17 protein-coding genes are annotated in these 16,811 nt (G+C 72.5%); 11 read left to right on the forward strand and 6 right to left on the reverse strand.

Annotated features, from left to right (window positions below; genetic code table 11):
• Positions 1–90: 90 nt before the first annotated feature.
• The 5 genes from ABIC30_RS14125 to ABIC30_RS14145 all read right to left on the reverse strand — a co-directional run bounded on the left by ABIC30_RS14125 (position 91) and on the right by ABIC30_RS14145 (position 2,909).
• Complete coding sequence (locus tag ABIC30_RS14125) at positions 91–384, reverse strand: fumarylacetoacetate hydrolase family protein (protein ID WP_326491887.1); 294 nt, start codon at positions 382–384, stop codon at positions 91–93.
• Positions 381–1,121 (reverse strand): fumarylacetoacetate hydrolase family protein, encoded by a 741-nt coding sequence (locus ABIC30_RS14130; RefSeq protein ID WP_326491886.1) that lies wholly within the window; start codon positions 1,119–1,121, stop codon positions 381–383. Before ABIC30_RS14130 ends, ABIC30_RS14125 begins: the two co-directional genes overlap by 4 nt.
• Before the next feature lie 106 nt (positions 1,122–1,227).
• Complete coding sequence (locus tag ABIC30_RS14135) at positions 1,228–2,250, reverse strand: LLM class flavin-dependent oxidoreductase (RefSeq protein WP_020093183.1); 1,023 nt, start codon at positions 2,248–2,250, stop codon at positions 1,228–1,230.
• 46 nt (positions 2,251–2,296) lie between these two features.
• On the reverse strand, positions 2,297–2,638 hold the full coding sequence (locus tag ABIC30_RS14140) for a type II toxin-antitoxin system RelE/ParE family toxin (protein ID WP_026604932.1): 342 nt from the start codon (positions 2,636–2,638) through the stop codon (positions 2,297–2,299).
• Positions 2,631–2,909, reverse strand: coding sequence for a ribbon-helix-helix domain-containing protein (locus ABIC30_RS14145; protein WP_326491885.1), 279 nt, complete (start codon positions 2,907–2,909; stop codon positions 2,631–2,633). Before ABIC30_RS14145 ends, ABIC30_RS14140 begins: the two co-directional genes overlap by 8 nt.
• Positions 2,910–3,075: 166 nt before the next feature.
• On the opposite strand from ABIC30_RS14145, the gene ABIC30_RS14150 reads away from it, so the two are divergent.
• The 4 genes from ABIC30_RS14150 to ABIC30_RS14165 all read left to right on the forward strand — a co-directional run bounded on the left by ABIC30_RS14150 (position 3,076) and on the right by ABIC30_RS14165 (position 7,023).
• Entirely contained in the window at positions 3,076–4,278 is a 1,203-nt protein-coding gene (locus tag ABIC30_RS14150; protein WP_020093181.1) for a pyridoxal phosphate-dependent aminotransferase, read from the forward strand.
• Positions 4,279–4,304: 26 nt separating this feature from the next.
• Entirely contained in the window at positions 4,305–5,147 is an 843-nt protein-coding gene (locus tag ABIC30_RS14155) for an NAD(P)-dependent oxidoreductase (protein WP_020093180.1), read from the forward strand.
• 427 nt (positions 5,148–5,574) lie between these two features.
• The gene (locus ABIC30_RS14160) at positions 5,575–5,955 is read left to right on the forward strand and encodes a hypothetical protein (protein ID WP_354455509.1); all 381 of its coding nucleotides are present in this window, start codon (positions 5,575–5,577) and stop codon (positions 5,953–5,955) included.
• A gap of 114 nt (positions 5,956–6,069) precedes the next feature.
• Positions 6,070–7,023, forward strand: coding sequence for a DMT family transporter (locus tag ABIC30_RS14165; RefSeq protein ID WP_020093178.1), 954 nt, complete (start codon positions 6,070–6,072; stop codon positions 7,021–7,023).
• A 32-nt stretch (positions 7,024–7,055) separates the two neighbouring features.
• Here ABIC30_RS14165 and ABIC30_RS14170 read toward each other — a convergent pair whose 3' ends face one another.
• Entirely contained in the window at positions 7,056–7,325 is a 270-nt protein-coding gene (locus ABIC30_RS14170; RefSeq protein ID WP_012318778.1) for a hypothetical protein, read from the reverse strand.
• A 336-nt stretch (positions 7,326–7,661) separates the two neighbouring features.
• Between ABIC30_RS14170 and ileS the strand changes: the two genes are divergently transcribed.
• The 7 genes from ileS to ABIC30_RS14205 form a co-directional block, all read left to right on the forward strand.
• On the forward strand, positions 7,662–10,628 hold the full coding sequence (gene ileS, locus ABIC30_RS14175) for an isoleucine--tRNA ligase (protein ID WP_020093177.1): 2,967 nt from the start codon (positions 7,662–7,664) through the stop codon (positions 10,626–10,628).
• An 85-nt stretch (positions 10,629–10,713) separates the two neighbouring features.
• Positions 10,714–11,229 (forward strand): signal peptidase II, encoded by a 516-nt coding sequence (lspA, locus tag ABIC30_RS14180; protein WP_020093176.1) that lies wholly within the window; start codon positions 10,714–10,716, stop codon positions 11,227–11,229.
• Positions 11,230–11,389: 160 nt separating this feature from the next.
• Positions 11,390–12,055, forward strand: coding sequence for a hypothetical protein (locus ABIC30_RS14185; protein WP_020093175.1), 666 nt, complete (start codon positions 11,390–11,392; stop codon positions 12,053–12,055).
• A 159-nt stretch (positions 12,056–12,214) separates the two neighbouring features.
• Positions 12,215–13,624 carry a M16 family metallopeptidase gene (locus ABIC30_RS14190; protein WP_020093174.1) on the forward strand — a complete coding sequence of 470 codons (1,410 nt, stop codon included), beginning with the start codon at positions 12,215–12,217 and terminating at the stop codon, positions 13,622–13,624.
• A gap of 107 nt (positions 13,625–13,731) precedes the next feature.
• Complete coding sequence (locus ABIC30_RS14195) at positions 13,732–15,027, forward strand: M16 family metallopeptidase (RefSeq protein ID WP_020093173.1); 1,296 nt, start codon at positions 13,732–13,734, stop codon at positions 15,025–15,027.
• A 232-nt stretch (positions 15,028–15,259) separates the two neighbouring features.
• Positions 15,260–16,210, forward strand: coding sequence for a ring-cleaving dioxygenase (locus ABIC30_RS14200; protein WP_020093172.1), 951 nt, complete (start codon positions 15,260–15,262; stop codon positions 16,208–16,210).
• A gap of 316 nt (positions 16,211–16,526) precedes the next feature.
• Positions 16,527–16,811, forward strand: a 285-nt coding sequence (locus ABIC30_RS14205) for an FAD-binding oxidoreductase (RefSeq protein WP_244539920.1), incomplete at its 3' end; no start/stop codon positions are given.

A 16,811-nucleotide genomic window follows, 5' to 3' on the forward strand; every position in this document is an offset into this window, starting at 1 on the left:
GCCGGCGCGACGACACCTGCCGTCGCGCTGCCCTGGGTCACGTCGCTGCGCTCGTGATGACGGTGCGGGTCGCACCGCTCGGACGACGGATCAGACCAGCCTGAAGCGCAGCTCACCGAGCCCTTCCAGCTCGGACACGACCTCGTCGCCGGGTTTCAGCCACGCGCGGTCCTTGCGCGGGATCTTCTCGCCGAAGATCACCCCCTGCGGGGTCCCGGTGTAGAAGATGTCCCCCGGCTTCAGGGTCATCACCCTCGACGCGAAGCTGATCAGCTGGCGGCAGTTGAAGATCATGTCGTCGGTGCTCCAGTCCTGGCGCACCCGGCCGTTGACCAGCGTCTTGAGCTTGAGGTTGTTCGGGTCCTTCACCCGGTCGGCGGTCACCAGGTAGGGGCCGAGCGGCGCGAACCCGTCCGAGGTCTTGCGATCATGAACTGCGAGGTCAGCGTCTGGAGGTCCCGGGCGCTGAAATCGTTGCCCGTGCAGTAGCCGGCGAGATAATCGAGGGCGTCCGCCTCGGACACGTTCCGGCACTCGCGGCCGAACACCATCACCAGCTCGGTCTCGTAGTCGAATTCCCGCGCCGCCTGAGTCGGCAGCGCGATCGTGCCGCCGTGGTGGTTCAGGGCGTTGTTGTACTTGTTGAACAGCGGCGGGTCCTTGGGGATCGGCGTGCCGGTCTCCTCCGCGTGGTGGCGGTAGTTGAAGCCCATCATGATGATCTTCTCGGGCCGCGTGACCACCGGCGCGTAGGCGACGTCGGCTTCCGCCAGCACGAAGCGCCCGTCGGGCGCGGCCTCGACCGCGTCGATCAGGGCGCGCAGGGCCGGGCCGCGCCCGTTCTGGAGAAGGTCGTCCATGTCGGCGGGGACCGGCATCCCGAGCGCCCGGCCGGCGGCCTCGACGTCGAGAACGCCGTCCTTCGTCTTCACGCCCAGGGCGTAGCCGTCGCCGCGGCGCATGTTGAGGAGGACCATGTCGCGGGGCATGCCGAAGGGCGGCGCCCCCGCCGGCGTGGATTTCGGAGCCGCCGTGCGCTCCTCGGCGGCCCGGGCCGGCGCCGCGGCGGCGGCGGCGAGGCCCGCGGCCGTGGCGGTCAGGAATTCGCGTCGGTTGCCCATGCTGCCTCTCCTCCGGTCGGCCCGTCTGGTCGCGGGCGTGAACCGGGGGGAGCCTGCACGGCCGGCCTCGCCGCCGCCAGCGCCCGCGGCGGGGGCGAGTGACGGCTCAGGCCGCCTGTGAGGCGGCGCCGAGTCCCCAGGCCCGCGCCAGCAGCGCGTAGGAGTCGTGGCGCGCCGCCTGGTCGGGGATCGCCGAGACGATCATCAGCTCGTCGGCCTGCGTGCGCGCGACCATGTCGGCGAGCCGGGCCCGCAGGGTCTCGGGGCCGCCCACGTGCAGGCGGTCGCGGCCGCGCTCGATCTGCACCCGCTCGCCGTCGGAATACGGGTAGTCCAGCGCCTCGGCGAGGCTCGGCAGAGGCCGGTACTCGCCGCGCTCCCGCCGCAGCGTCGCGAGCCGCGCGCTGGAGGCGAGGCGCTCGGCCTCCGCGTCCGTGGCGGCGCAGATCGCCGCCACCGCCAGGATCGCGTGGGGCTTCGCGCCGAGCCGCGTCGGCCGGAACCGGGTCCGGTAGTCCAGCATCGGCGGCTCCGCGGGCATCCCGGAGAAGTGCTGCGCGAAGCCGAAGCCGCAGCCGATCTCGCCAGCGAGGCGGGCGCTGTAGTCGGAGGAGCCGAGCAGGAAGATCGGCGGCAGCGGCACCCCCGCGGGGCTCGCCTCGATCCGCGCGAACGGGTGCCCCTCCGGAAAGCCGCCGTCCCAGAACAGCAGCTCCTGCAGGCGGTCGAGGAAGTCGTCCCCGCCCTCCCCCGGCGCTTCCCGGCGGCGCAGCGCCCGCGCGGTGAGGCCGTCGGTGCCGGGCGCGCGCCCGAGACCCAGGTCGATCCGGCCCGGGAACAGGGCCTCCAGCACCCGGAAGCGCTCGGCCACCATCAGCGGCGCGTGGTTCGGCAGCATGATGCCGCCCGAGCCGACCCGGATGTTGCGGGTCGCGGCGGCGATCTGGCCGATCATGATCTCGGGCGCCGGGCTCGCCACGTTGGGCAGGGCGTGGTGCTCGGCGAGCCAGTAGCGCCGGTAGCCGAGGTTATCGACGTGGCGGGCGAGGGCCAGCGTGTCGTGCAGCGCCCGCGCCGGGGTCGAGTCGGCGCTGACGAAGGAGAGGTCGAGGACGGAGAGCGGGGTCATGCCGGGTGAGATGGGGGTCTGGGCCGGCCGGTGCGAGGGCAGTTCGTCAGGACGGGGGCTCCTGAGCTTCTTCCGTGGTATCGCCTGGATAGACCGCCTCGAAATCGCGGCCGCCATAGAAGATATTGAGGATCCTCACGGATCCACGTTCCACGCGATAGGCGATCACAGCCGATCTCTCGAACGCCACCGTTCGCAAGCCTTCCAAGAGATCGTCACGGGGTCGGCCCGCATGCGGTGCGTGGCCGATTCGGTCGCACCGATCCTTGATCCGCTGCGTGAAGCGCTGCGCCGTCGCGACGTTCTGACTCCGCTGCAAGACCGTTCGGAAGATGCCGGCCAGATCGGCCTGCGCTTGAGGGCGAAACGCGACAGGCAGTCTACGCACGGCGGGTGTCGTGCCGCGCTTCAGCGAACATCCTGTCGAGATCCTCTTGAACCTCTTCGATGCTCAGATCCGGCCGCGGATCGTCCAGGGAACGCCGGATGCGGGCGCGGATGTCATCGAGACGCTCGGCATCCTCGCGTCGCTGGCGTTGCAGGGCGTGCACGGCCTCGTCGAGCAGCGCGTCCACCGAAGCGTACTCACCGGCCTCGACGCTCTCCCGCACGGCGCGGAGCGTGTCCGGTGCCAGGGTGATGCTGATCGTCTCGCCCATCGGCAGGGCCTCTCGTTCCGTCCCGATTCCGAGGATCATAGCAGAAACGTCGCTCCCGCGCGCCGCCGCGGCGTCTCGCGCTTGCCGGCTCAGCGTCCCGGGCCTAGGGTCCGCCGCGCCGCGGGGAAGCGGCGCCTGACCGCAAAAATCCGGAGCACCGCACGCCATGGCTCTCCTCGCCGACGTCCTCTCGCGGGTGAAGCCGTCCGCGACCATCGTGATGACCCAGAAGGCCAGGGACCTGAAGGCCTCCGGCGTCGACGTCATCAGCCTGTCGGTGGGTGAGCCCGACTTCGACACGCCCGAGCACATCAAGCAGGCCGCCATCGCGGCGATCCACCGGAACGAGACCCGCTACCCGCCGGTCTCCGGCATCGTGCCCCTGCGCGAGGCGATCGTGCGGAAGTTCAAGCGCGAGAACGGGCTCGACTACAAGGTCTCGCAGACCATCGTGGGCACCGGCGGCAAGCAGGTGCTGTACAACGCGTTCCTCGCCACGCTGAACCCCGGTGACGAGGTGGTGATCCCCCGCCCCTACTGGGTGTCCTACCCGGAGATGGTCGGGCTGTGCGGCGGCACGCCGGTCTTCGCCGACACCGACATGGCCAACGGCTTCAAGCTCCAGGCCGAGGAGCTCGACCGGGTCCTGACCCCGAAGACCAAGTGGATCGTCCTCAACTCGCCGTCGAACCCGTCGGGCGCCGCCTATTCCCGCGCCGAGATGAAGGCGCTCACCGACGTGCTGCTCCGCTACCCGGACGTGCACATCCTCACCGACGACATCTACGAGCACCTCACCTACGGCGACTTCGCGTTCGTCACGCCGGCCCAGGTCGAGCCGCAGCTGATCGAGCGGACGCTGACGATGAACGGCGTCTCGAAGGGCTACGCCATGACCGGCTGGCGCATCGGCTACGCGGCCGGGCCGGAAGCGCTCATTAAGGCGATGGACTTCGTCCAGGGCCAGCAGACCTCCGGCGCCAGCACGATCGCGCAGTGGGCGGCGGTGGCCGCCCTCGACGGGCCGCAGGACCACCTCGCCACGTTCCGGGCCGCCTTCCAGGGCCGGCGCGACCTCGTCGTGTCGATGCTCAACCAGACCAACGGGCTGACCTGCCCGACGCCGGAGGGCGCGTTCTACGTCTACCCGTCCTGCGCGGCGCTGATCGGCAAGCGGACCGAGGCCGGCAAGACCATCGAGACCGACGAGGACTTCGTCATGGAGCTGCTCCAGGCCGAGGGCGTGGCGGCGGTCCACGGCTCGGCCTTCGGCCTCGGCCCGAACCTGCGCATCTCCTACGCGACGTCGAACGCGGTGCTGGAGGAGGCCTGCCGGCGCATCCAGCGCTTCTGCGGCTCGCTGCGGTAGCGGCCCCGAGGTCCCGGAGGCGTCCCGTGCCCACGATCGCGGTGATCGCCCCGGGCGCCATGGGCAGCGCCGTCGGGGCCCGGCTCGCCGGGCACGGCGCCCGGGTACTGACCTCCCTGGACGGGCGCGGGGCGGCGAGCCGCGCCCGGGCCGCGGCCGCCGGCATGGCGCATGCCGGGGACGGCGAGCTCGCCGCCGCCGATCTCCTGCTCTCCATCGTGCCGCCCGCCGACGCGGAGGCGCTGGCCCGCCGGCTCGCGCCCGCCCTGGCGGCGGCCCCGCGCAAGCCGGTCTACATCGACGCCAACGCCGTCAGCCCGGAGACGGTCGGGCGCGTCGCCGGGATCGTCGCGGCCACCGGCGCGCCATTCCTCGACGGCGCGATCCTGGGCCTGCCGCCGAAGCCCGGCGCCAAGGGGCCGCGCGTCTACGTCTCGGGTCCCGAGACGGCCCCGGCCCTGGTCCTGCGCGACCTCGGCCTCGACCTGCGCGTCTGCCCCGGCGCGGTCGGCGCCGCCTCCAGCCTCAAGATGAGCTATGCCGGCCTCAACAAGGGCCTGACGGCGCTCGCCGCGCTCGTGATCGGCGCCGCCGAGCGCGCCGGCGCCGGGGAAGCGCTGCTGGCCGAGCTCGCCGAGAACGAGCCGTCGCTGCTGGCCCGGTTCGCCAGGGGGCTGCCCGACATGGTGCCGAAGGCCTATCGCTGGGCGCCCGAGATGGAGGAGATCGCCGGGTTCCTCGGGCCCGACGCGGCCGGGCGGCAGGTCTTCTCCGGCTACGCCGCGCTCTACCGGCGCCTCGCCGCGGAGGACGGCGCGGACGAGATCGCCGCGCTGATGCGCTTCGTCGCGCCCGCGGCGGAGCACTGATCGCCGCGGGGTCCCGGAAACGGCCCCGCCTCTGTTGCCGGCTCGGCTGTCACCCTCTACACGGGCTGTCCCCAGCGGCCGATGCGCCTGAAGGTTTCGCGAGCCCGCTCGGGCCTGCATGGCGGCGGGGTCGGCAGTGACGGGACGGTCCGGACCAGTTCTCTGGGCCGTTCCTGTGAGGCTCAGTGGGCCGAGTCGCTGCAGGAGTGTCGGGAGCGCGGGGAACAGGAACCGCGGGTCCGGCGCATGGCCCACATGATTTCCCACCCGATTCCGCCCGCGAGACGGGTCGCGGGCGCGGGTCCCTGACCCGTTCCGGGACAGGGGCGCACGGGGCCGTTGCGGCTTCGTTCACGCTCCCGCGCGATGATGCGTCCGGGCCGGGGATCCGGTTCCGCGTAACCGCGTTCTCTCGGGCCTGACGACCATGCGAGCCCTGCTCACCAGCGGCATCAAGGCGATTCTCGGCATCGCCGCGCTCTCCACCGCCGCGCACTGGACCCTCCGGGTCCAGCGCGAGTCCGCCGCCCCCGCGGCCGCGACGGCGAGCCTCGCCGAGCCCGCCGCGACCGGCTCCATCGAGCCGCGCCGGGTCGAACGGGCCGCCGCGCTGGCGCCCGCGCCGGTCGCCGCGGCGGCGCCTGTTCCCGCTGCGCCCGCGCGCGCCGCCGCGGGGCTCGACCAGTCGCACCTCGCCGCCCTGATCGCCGGCGCGACGCCGCCCAAGCCGAAGCTCGCCAAGGCCGCCACCAAGACGGCCTCCGCCGAGAAGGCCCCCGTTGCCGAGAAGGTCGCGGCGAAGCGCTGAGCCGCCGCCGTCGCGGGCGACCGTGCCGGCTGCATGGTTCCCCTGCGCGCCGGCCGGTACCCGCACGGCACCGGGCGTGGCAGGGATTTCGGCCTCTACCGAGATTGGTCAGGCATGAGCACGCAGGTCGCGACCTCCGTCCCCGACGACAGCGCCGCGCCGCGCGCCGCTCCGGAGGCCGACCTCGCCGGCCGCCGGCGGATCGTCGGCATCGCCCTGATGTGCGGGGCCGTCGCCTTCTTCGCGAGCCTCGACGCCTGCGGCAAGACCCTGGCCCGGGCCGGCGTCGATCCCCTGGTCACCACCTTCATGCGCTACGCGGCGAGCGTCGCCATGATCTCGCTGTTCATCAACCCGGTACGCACGCCGGGCGTCGTGAAGAGCCGGCGCCTGCCGCTGCAGATCGCGCGCTCCCTGCTGCTCTTCGCCTCCACGGCGCTCAACTTCCTGGCCCTGCGCTACCTGCAGCTCGCCGAGACGATCTCGATCCAGTTCGCCGCGCCGCTCACCGTGGCGCTGCTCGCCGGGCCGCTGCTCGGCGAGTGGTCGTCGCGGGCGCGGCTGGCGGCGATCGGCGTCGGCTTCCTGGGCGTGCTGGTGATCGTGCGGCCGGGCGCCGGCGGCATGCATCCGGCCGCGCTGCTCTGCGTCGCCAACGTGGTGGTCTACGCCTTCTACGCGATCATCACGCGCAAGCTCGCGGCCTACGACTCGACCGCCACGACCATGTTCTACACGGGCCTCGCGGGACTCGCGCTGATGGCCCCGCTCCTACCGTGGATCTGGACGAGCCCGGCGAGCCTGACCCACTGGGCGCTGCTGTTCGGGGTCGCGCTGTTCGGAACGCTGGGCCACTGGCTGCTGGTGATGGCCCATGCCCGGGCCCCGGCCAACGTGCTGGCGCCGTTCATCTACACGCAGCTGCTGTGGTCGGTGACGCTCGGCTTCCTGCTGTTCGGCGACGTTCCGAGCCGCTGGACCGTGGCGGGCGCCATGATCGTCGTCGGCTCCGGCCTGTACCTCCTGGCGCAGGAGACGATCCGCCGGGAGGCGCGGCCGGCCGCCTGAGGCGACCGGCCGGACCCTGTTACGGGACCCTGTCAGCGGCCGAGGCGCTCCTGGCGCTCCATCCGCTCCTCGCGGCGGTTCTCGCGCGCCCGGCGGGCCGGGTCCGGATCGGTGCCGAGCACGCCGCCGACGGTGCCGGTCGCCGCGCCGACCGCGCCGCCGACGACCCCGCCCACGGGGCCGGCCGCGGCCGTGCCGTCCTCGACGCCGCGCTGGGCGCCGCGCGCCGTGCCCTGGGCCTCCGCGGCGCCCGCGTAGGCCAGCGGCGCGAGGGCGAGGGTCGCGATCAGAAGCTTCTTCATGGGGCTACTCCCGGATGTCTGTCCGAATCGGCTCCGCGCCGCCGCGGCGGGCGGAGGGTGTGTCGGTCAACGGTTCAGACGCCGATTGGTCCCATCCGCGGTCACGGGCGCGTGATCCGCGCTGCCGCTGGCCTCCGGCCGGGGCGGCTGGTAGAGAACCCGTCATGCACGCTTCGCGCGCCCTGCGCGGCCCCGGCCGCCCGATCCGAATTACCGGCCCGGCCTCCGCCTGAGGGCCCGCTCCAGCGCGGCCGCGCGGAGGTCCGGGATCCTCCTGCCGCCCGACCCGATTCCGCCGGCCCGACGCTGCCGGCCCGACCGCCGATGCGAGATCCGATGACCGCCCCCGAGACCGCGCCCGCCCGCGACTATTCCAAGACCCTGTTCCTGCCGCAGACCGAGTTCCCGATGCGCGCTGGCCTGCCGGTGCGCGAGCCGCTGTTCATCGAGCGCTGGAAGCGGATGGACCTCTACGGCAAGCTGCGCGCCCGCGGCCAGGGCCGGCCGAAATTCGTGCTCCACGACGGGCCGCCCTACGCCAACGGCAACATCCACATCGGCACGGCGCTCAACAAGATCCTCAAGGACGTGGTGGTCCGCTCGCAGACCGCGCTCGGCTTCGACGCCAACTACGTCCCGGGCTGGGACTGCCACGGCCTGCCGATCGAGTGGAAGATCGAGGAGCAGTACCGCGCCAAGGGCCGCAACAAGGACGACGTGCCGGTGATCGAGTTCCGGCAGGAATGCCGGACCTTCGCGGCCCAGTGGCTCGACGTGCAGCGCGAGGAGTTCAAGCGGCTCGGCGTCACCGGCGACTGGGACCATCCCTACGCCACCATGGCGTTCCCCGCCGAGGCCGTGATCGCCGACGAGCTGATGAAGTTCTCGATGAGCGGCCAGCTCTATCGCGGCTCCAAGCCGGTGATGTGGTCGGTGGTCGAGAAGACCGCGCTGGCCGAAGCCGAGGTCGAGTACGAGGAGCACGTCAGCGACACGATTTTTTGCGCGTTTCCGATCCGGTCCGGCGCCGAGGGCGATCTCGCGCAGGCGCGGGTGGTGATCTGGACGACCACTCCGTGGACGATCCCGGGCAACCGCGCCGTCGCGTTCTCCAAAAAAATTGCCTACGGCCTGTACCGGGTCACGGAGGCGCCGGCCGACAACTGGGCGGTGCCCGGCCAGACCTACCTGCTCGCCGACAGCCTCGCCGCCACGGTGTTCAAAGCCGCCCGGGTCGAGGCGTTCGCGCGCGTCGCCGACGTGAGCCCGTCGACGCTCGCCGGCCTGACCCTGGACCACCCGCTGGCGAAGCTCGGCTACGGCTTCGCCGTGCCGATGCTCGACGGCGACCACGTCACCGACGAGTCCGGCACGGGCTTCGTCCACACGGCGCCGAGCCACGGCCGCGAGGATTTCGAGCTCTGGATGGCGAGCGGCCGGCTGCTGCGCGAGCGCGGCATCGACGCGACCATCCCCTACACGGTCGACGCCGACAGCGTGCTCACGGAGGCCGCTCCGGGCTTTACCGGCACCCGCGTGCTCACCGCCAAGGGCGAGAAGGGCGACGCCAACAAGGCGGTCATCGCCGCGCTGACGGAGGCCGGGGCGCTGATCGCCCGCGGGGTGCTGCGCCACCAGTACCCGCATTCCTGGCGGTCCAAGAAGCCGGTGATCTTCCGCAACACGCCGCAATGGTTCATCGCCATGGACCGGCCGGTGGATTCGCTGGGCAACCGGACGCTGCGCGAGGTAGCGCTCCAGGGCATCGACGACACCCAGTGGGTGCCGACGCAAGGCAAGAACCGCATCACCGGCATGGTCGCCAACCGGCCGGACTGGGTGGTCTCGCGCCAGCGCGCCTGGGGCGTTCCGATCACCGTCTTCGTCCACCGCGACACCGCCGAGATCCTGAAGGACGACGCCGTCAACGCCCGCATCCGCGACGCCTTCGCGGCCGAGGGCGCCGACGCGTGGTTCCGGGACGACGCCGCGCAGCGCTTCCTGGCGCCCGACCACGACCCGGCCGCCTACGAGAAGGTCACCGACGTCCTCGACGTCTGGTTCGATTCGGGCTCGACCCACGCCTTCGTGCTCGACGATCCGGAGGCCTTCCCGGGGCTTTCTGGGGTGAAGCGCGTCCGCGACGGCGGGCAGGACCGGGTCATGTACCTGGAGGGCTCCGACCAGCACCGCGGCTGGTTCCAGTCCTCGCTGCTCGAATCCGCCGGCACCCGCGGCCGGGCGCCCTACGACATCGTCCTGACCCACGGCTTCGTGCTCGACGGCAAGGGCCTGAAGATGTCGAAGTCGAAGGGCAACGTCGTCGCACCGCAGAGCGTCATCAAGGATTCGGGCGCCGACATCCTGCGCCTGTGGGTCGCCGCCTCCGACTACACAGATGACCTGCGCATCGGCCCGGAGATCATCAAGACTTTCGCGGAGACCTACCGGAAGCTCAGGAATTCCCTGCGCTGGATGCTGGGCTCGCTGGCCCACCGAGTCCAGGGCGACGACGTGGCCTACGCCGACATGCCGGAGCTGGAGCGGCTGATCCTGCACCGGCTCGCCGAGCTCGACGGCGAGATCCGCGAGGCCTACGCGGCGTTCGACACCAAGCGGGTGGTGGCGCTGCTCAACGGCTTCATGACCGGCGACCTGTCGTCCTTCTACTTCGACGTGCGCAAGGACGCCCTGTACTGCGATCCCGTGTCCTCGGTCCGCCGGCGGTCGGCGCTGCAGGTGATCGACGAGGCCTTCCGCCGGGTGACGATCTGGCTCGCCCCGGTGCTCGCCTTCACCGCCGAGGAGGCGTGGCTCGACCGCTACCCGTCCGAGGACGGCTCGGTGCATCTCCAGACCCTGCCGGAGACCCCGGCTGACTGGCTCGACGCCCCCCTCGCGGAGCGCTGGCAAAAAATCCGGCGGGTGCGGCGGGTGGTCACCGGCGCCCTGGAGATCGAGCGCGCGGCCAAGCGCATCGGCGCGAGCCTGGAGGCGGCGCCGACGGTCTACGTGGCGGATCCGGAGCTTCTCGCGGCGCTCGAGGGCTGCGACTTCGCCGATACCTGCATCACCTCGGACATCGCCGTTGTGGCGGGCGAGGGCCCGGCCGAGGCCTTCCGCCTCGACGAGGTACGCGGCGTGGCGGTGGTGCCGAGCCCGGCCGCGGGTCGCAAATGTGCCCGCTCCTGGCGGGTCAGCCCGGAGGTGGGCAGCGACCCGGACTACCCGGACGTGACGCCCCGCGACGCCCAGGCCCTGCGCGAGTGGGACGCGGCGCATCCGGAGGCGAGCGCGGCGTGAGGGCGTTCCGCGTCGTCGGCGGCGCCACTCCCTCTCCCCGCCCGCGGGGAGAGGGGGACGCCGGCCCGGGCCGAGTGCGCCGCCCGTGACGCCGTTCCGCGCCGGCCTCCTGGCCCTCGTTCTCACCCTGGTCCTCGATCAGGCCAGCAAGCTCGGCCTCTATTTCGGCACCGACCTCGTGCTGACGCAGCCCTGGCGGCTGGCGCCCTTCGCCGACTTCGTCGTGGTCTGGAACCGGGGCGTCTCCTACGGGCTGTTCCAGCAGGAGGGCGGGATCGGCCGCTGGCTCCTCGTGGCCCTGTCGCTGGCCGCCGCCCTCGGCCTCGGGATCTGGATGCGCCGGGCCACGTCGCGGCTCCTCGGGATCGCCCTCGGGCTGATCGTCGGGGGGGCGCTCGGCAACGCCATCGACCGGGCCGCCTACGGCGCCGTCTTCGACTTCGTCCACCTGCATGCCGGCGGCTGGTCCTGGTACGTGTTCAACGTCGCCGACGCGGCGATCGTGGCCGGCGTGATCGGCCTGATCCTCGACAGCCTGTCCCCGGACGGCCGCAGGGGCCGGGCGTCCCCCCCGCAGGGCGACCCGGCGCCGCGCCTGTGATCCCTGCAACACACAGGTCCTCCCGCGTCCCCCTCCTGGCGCGACGCAGTCAAGGCGCCATACGATCGCCGGAAACCGGTCTCAGGCCGGGACCTGTCGGATCGGGCCGCGCCGCGGCCTTCCCAGAGCCGGACGCTCCGTCCGGAACCCGTGAGGCAGCATGACCGGGCATCGCAGGCTTCGTCCCCTCCTCTCCGCCGCGGTGGCCCTGGCTCCGCTCTGCGTCGTCGGTGCCGCGCACGCGCAGGAGCGCGGCGAGTTCATGCGTGACGCCCTGTCGGGCATCGGCCTCCTGGAGAAGCGCCAGGATCCGATCGACTATCACGAGCGGCCGCCACTGGTGATGCCGCCCAAGATCGACGGCAAGGCCCTGCCGCAGCCGCGGGCGCGCTCCACCAGCACCGCCTGGCCGAAGGATCCCGAGATCGTGGAGCGCGAGCGCGCCGCCGTGGAGCGGCGCAATCCCAAGGGCTCCCAGGCCCAGGGCCGCTACGACGACAACAACGCGACGCTCTCCGTGGAGGAGATGCGCGGCGGCCGCCGTGCCGGCGCGGGCCTGACGACCACCGCCGAGCGCAAGCCCGGCGACAACAACCGCGACGACAGCCTGCTCAGCCCCTTCGAGCTGCTCAAGGGCAAGAGCGCCAACGCCGAGCCCTCCGACATCGAGCCGAGCCGCGACACGCTCACGGACCCGCCGACCGGGTACCGGCAGTCGCCCAAGCAGCTGGCCCGGCCGCCGTCGAGCGACCCGATCAACAACGCCAGCCGCGAGCGCGAGGAGTCGGATCCCCGCGCGTATCTCCGTCAGCGCGCGCAGCAGTGACGGGGGCGCCGTGTCGCCGTTGCAACGGCGCCGCGGCGTGGCAACATGAGATGATCGTCCCGGTGCGGTTCTTGCGCCCCGGTGACCAGGACGGCCCCGATCCGCGCGCGCATCCCGACGCGGGACGCTTCGATCCGGGGCCGGCAGAAGGAAAGCGGAATGCACCTGTTCAGGAAGGCGACGCCCACCCTCTTCCCGCTGCGTCCGGGCTCGCCCTACGGCGGCAGCGCCGGCCGGGGCGAGGCCGCGCCGTTCGGGCGTTCCGAGGCGGGCGGACCGGAAGTGACGGCCTTCACCCTCGACAACGGCCTCGACGTGGTGGTCGTCCCCGACCACCGGGCCCCCGTCGCCACCCACATGATCTGGTACCGCAACGGTTCGGCCGATGATCCGCTCGGCCAGTCGGGCATCGCCCACTTCCTCGAGCACCTGATGTTCAAGGGCACCGAGAAGCACCCGGTCGGGGCCTTCTCCAAGGCGGTGTCGGGCCTGGGCGGCCAGGAGAACGCCTTCACCAGCTACGACTACACCGCCTACTTCCAGCGGGTCGCCCGGGATCACCTCGGCACCATGATGGAATTCGAGGCGGACCGCATGAGCGGCCTCGTCCTCGACGACGCCGTCGTCGCCCCCGAGCGCGACGTCGTGCTGGAGGAGCGGCGCATGCGGGTCGAGACCGACCCCTCCGCCCAGCTCTCCGAGGCGATGGCGGCCGGCCTGTTCGTGCACCATCCCTACGGCATCCCGATCATCGGCTGGATGCACGAGATCGAGGGCCTGAACCGCGAGCACGCGCTGGCCTACTACAAGCGCTTCTACACCCCCGAGAACGCCATCCTGGTGGTGGCCGGCGACGTCACGCCCGACGAGGTCCGGCGCCTCGCCGAGACCACCTACGGCCGCGTGACGCCCCAGGGCGCCCGGCCCGAGCGCCTGCGGGCGCGGGAGCCGGAGCCGAAGGCCCTGCGCCGCGTCGCCGTCGCCGACCCGAAGGTCGAGCAGCCGACCCTGCAGCGCCTCTACCTGACCCCCTCCTGCATCACCGCCCGGGACGGCGGCTGCCACGACCTCGAGCTGCTGGCCGAGGTGCTGGGCGGCGGCTCGACCTCCTACCTCTACCGCAAGCTGGTCATGGAGACCGGCCTCGCGGTGAATGCCGGCGCCTGGTACATGGGCTCGGCGATCGACGACACCCGCTTCTCCGTCTACGCGGTGCCCGCCGAGGGCGTGCCCCTGGAGAAGCTGGAGGAGGCCGTCGACAGGGTGCTGCGCCGCGCCCCCGCGGAGGCCCTGGACGCCGAGGCGATCGAGCGCGCCAAGACCCGCCTCGTGGCCGAGACCGTCTACTCCTCTGACAGCCAGTCGTCGCTGGCACGCATCTACGGCTCGGCGCTGGCGATCGGCGAGACCATCGAGGAGGTCCGCCGCTGGCCGACCGACATCGAGGGGGTGACGCAGGCGCGTCTCAAGGGCGCCGCCGAGCGCTGGCTGACGCCGGCCCGCTCGGTCACCGGCTACCTGACCAAGGCGCAGGATCCCGACGCCCCGGTCGCGATGGCCGCCGAGTAACCCCGGGTGCGTCCCGCCGGGCCCGTGACGGGTCCGGGCGGGGCGCTCTGCCGAACGGGAGCCCTGGCCCGCTCCGCCGTCGCCCGAGATAGAGACACGAGGTTCCCATGAGCTTGGCCGAGACTCTGGTCGAGACCACCGCCCAAACCGTCAGCTCGCCCACCACGGCGCTGCCGGTGACGACCGCCGCCGGCATCGAGGCGTGGCACGTCGAGTCGCCGGTGGTGCCGATGATCGCCCTGGCCTTCACCTTCGAGGGCGGCGCCGCCCAGGACCCGGCCGGCAAGGCCGGCTGCGCGCAGATGCTGGCGCGGCTCCTCGACGAGGGCGCCGGCGACCTGACCTCCGACCTGTTCCAGGAGCGGCTCGCCGCCCGGGCAATCGAGCTGTCGTTCCACGCGGGGGCCGACGCGGTCGGCGGCTCGCTGAAGATGCTGGTCAAGCACGCCGACGAGGGCATCGCGCTCCTCGCCCTGGCGCTGGCCAAGCCCCGCCTCGACCCCGACGCGATCGAGCGCGTCCGCGCCCAGATCATCGCCGGCCTGCGCTACCAGCAGAACGATCCGGGCGTGCTGGCCTCCCGCCGCTTCTTCAAGGAGGCGTTCGCCGGCCATCCCTACGCCCGCCCGTCCTCCGGCACCGTGGAGAGCGTGACGGCGATCACCCGGGACGACCTGCTGGCGATGCACGCCCGCATCATCGGCCGCGGCCGGGTGAAGGTGGCGGCGGTCGGCGCCATCGGCGCCGAGCAGCTCGCCGAGGGCCTGAACCGCGCCTTCGGAACCCTGCCGGAGGCCGGGGCGCTGAAGGCGGTGCCGCGCACCGAAGTGCACGATCTCGGCAAGCGCATCGTCGTCGACCTCGACGTGCCCCAGTCGGTGATCCGGTTCGGCATGGCCGGCGTGCCGTGGCGCGACCCGGACTTCATCCCGGCCTACGTGCTGAACCACATCCTCGGCGGCGGCGCCTTCACGTCCCGCCTGTTCCAGGAGGTGCGCGAGAAGCGCGGGCTGGCCTACTCGGTGGGGACCTCGCTGGTCAGCCACCGGTCGGCCGCGATGACCTGGGGCTACACCGCCACCAAGAACGAGCGCGTCGGCGAGGCCCTGTCGGTGATCGGCGACGAGATCGGCCGGCTGATCACGGACGGCCCGGACGACGACGAGCTGCAGAAGGCCAAGGATTACCTGACCGGCTCCTACGCCCTCGGCTTCGACACCTCGACCAAGATCGCCCACCAGCTGGTGCAGATCGCCTTCGAGGAGCTGGGCATGGACTACATCGCCCGGCGCAACGCGATGGTCTCGGCCGTGACCCAGGCGGATATCCGCCGGGCCGCCGCCCGCACCTTCGCGGACGGCAAGATGCTGGTGGTCGCCGCCGGCCGGCCCGTGGGGCTCTGAGAAGCGGGTCTCGGGACCGCGGTTCGGCGAAATCCGCCGCGCCCGGGTACCGATCGCCGCGTAGCGGCCGCGCCGCCGGTCCGGGGCGCGGCGCCTCTCGGGCGGCGATCGCTGCGGGCCGACCGCGGCGCGGCCCCGGAGGAACGGGTGCCGGCCGCCCGATCCGCGAGCCGCTCGCGAAGCCGCCGCCGCCCCCCACCTGAGGCGCGACGCGGCGAACCCCAGGACCGACATGCAGCTCACCGGCATCCACCACCTCACCGCGGTGACCGCCCGCGCGGCGGAGAACGTCGCCTTCTACACGGGCACGCTCGGCCTGCGGCTCGTGAAGAAGACGGTGAACCAGGACGATGTCTCGGCCTACCACCTGTTCTACGCCGACGGGCTGGCGAGCCCCGGCACCGACATCACCTTCTTCGACTGGCCGGCGCCCCGGGAGCGGCGGGGCTCCGGCAGCATCACCCGCACGCACCTGCGCGTCCCGGGCGAGGGCGCGGTCGCGTGGTGGCACGCGCGCCTGCGCGAGGCCGGGATCGTCGAGGCCGAGCCCGCCGCGCGCGACGGGCGCCTCACCCTCGATTTCGAGGATCCGGAGGGCCAGCGCCTCGCCCTGGTGGACGATGGCGGGACCGGGCCGGAGCATCCCTGGGACGGCTCGCCCGTGCCGGCCGCCTACCAGATCCGCGGCCTCGGCCCGATCCGGCTGTCGGTGCCGGACCCGGCCCGCACCGCCGCCGTGCTGACCGAGGTGCTCGGCCTGCGCCGGGACCGCGCCTTCGAGACGGGCGACGGCCCGGTGGAGGTCTACGCGATGGGACCCGGCGGCCCGGCCGCCGAGCTCCAGCTCCTGGCCGACCGGTCCGCGCCGGCCCGCCAGGGCGCGGGCGCGGTCCACCACGTCGCCTTCCGCATCCCGGACGGGGATTACGAGGCCTGGGCCGACAGGCTCCGGGCGGCGCGGGTGCCGAGCAGCGGGCCGGTGGACCGCTACTACTTCCGCAGCCTCTATTTCCGCGAGCCCAACGGCATCCTGTTCGAGATCGCCACCGACGGGCCGGGTTTCACCGCGGACGAGCCCCTGGAGACCCTGGGCGAGCGCCTGGCCCTGCCGCCGTTTCTGGAGCCGCGCCGGGCCGAGATCGAGGCCGGGCTCGCGCCGCTCCGGCCCGCCGCCCCCCTCTGAGGGCGGCGCGCGGGGCCCGCTCTGCGGCAACCCTCCCATGTCCGGAACGGCGCTGCGGAGCGTCCGCGAAGACGCTAAATCTTCGAACGATTCCAGGCCGTTCACTTCTTTCGCCAGTGTGATCCCGGCACGCCTTGACGGACGTGCTGCAACTGCGAAAGAAGCGGCGCGCGTGTGTTTGCAACCGGATCCGGGCGGGTTCCCTGCCGAGGATCCACCCCCGCCCGAGCGGGGCGGCGGGGATCCCCCGCACCACGGGCCCCGAATCGTCGGGGCCGTGTGCCGAGCGTCAGAGGATTCGAGGACTGATCCGTCGATGAGCAAGTTCTACGAGGAGCGCGTTCTGTCGGTCCACCACTGGACCGACAACCTGTTCTCGTTCCGCACGACGCGGGATCCGGCGTTCCGGTTCCGCAACGGCGAGTTCACCATGATCGGCCTGGAGGTCGAGGGCCGGCCGCTGCTGCGCGCCTACTCGGTGGTCTCGGCCAACTACGAGGAGGAGCTGGAGTTCTTCTCGATCAAGGTCCAGGACGGCCCGCTGACCTCGAAGCTGCAGCACCTGAAGGTCGGCGACCCGATCATCGTCGGCAAGAAGCCG

Origin of the sequence: Methylobacterium sp. 1030 (assembly GCF_040544715.1) — a bacterium.
Classification (GTDB): domain Bacteria; phylum Pseudomonadota; class Alphaproteobacteria; order Rhizobiales; family Beijerinckiaceae; genus Methylobacterium.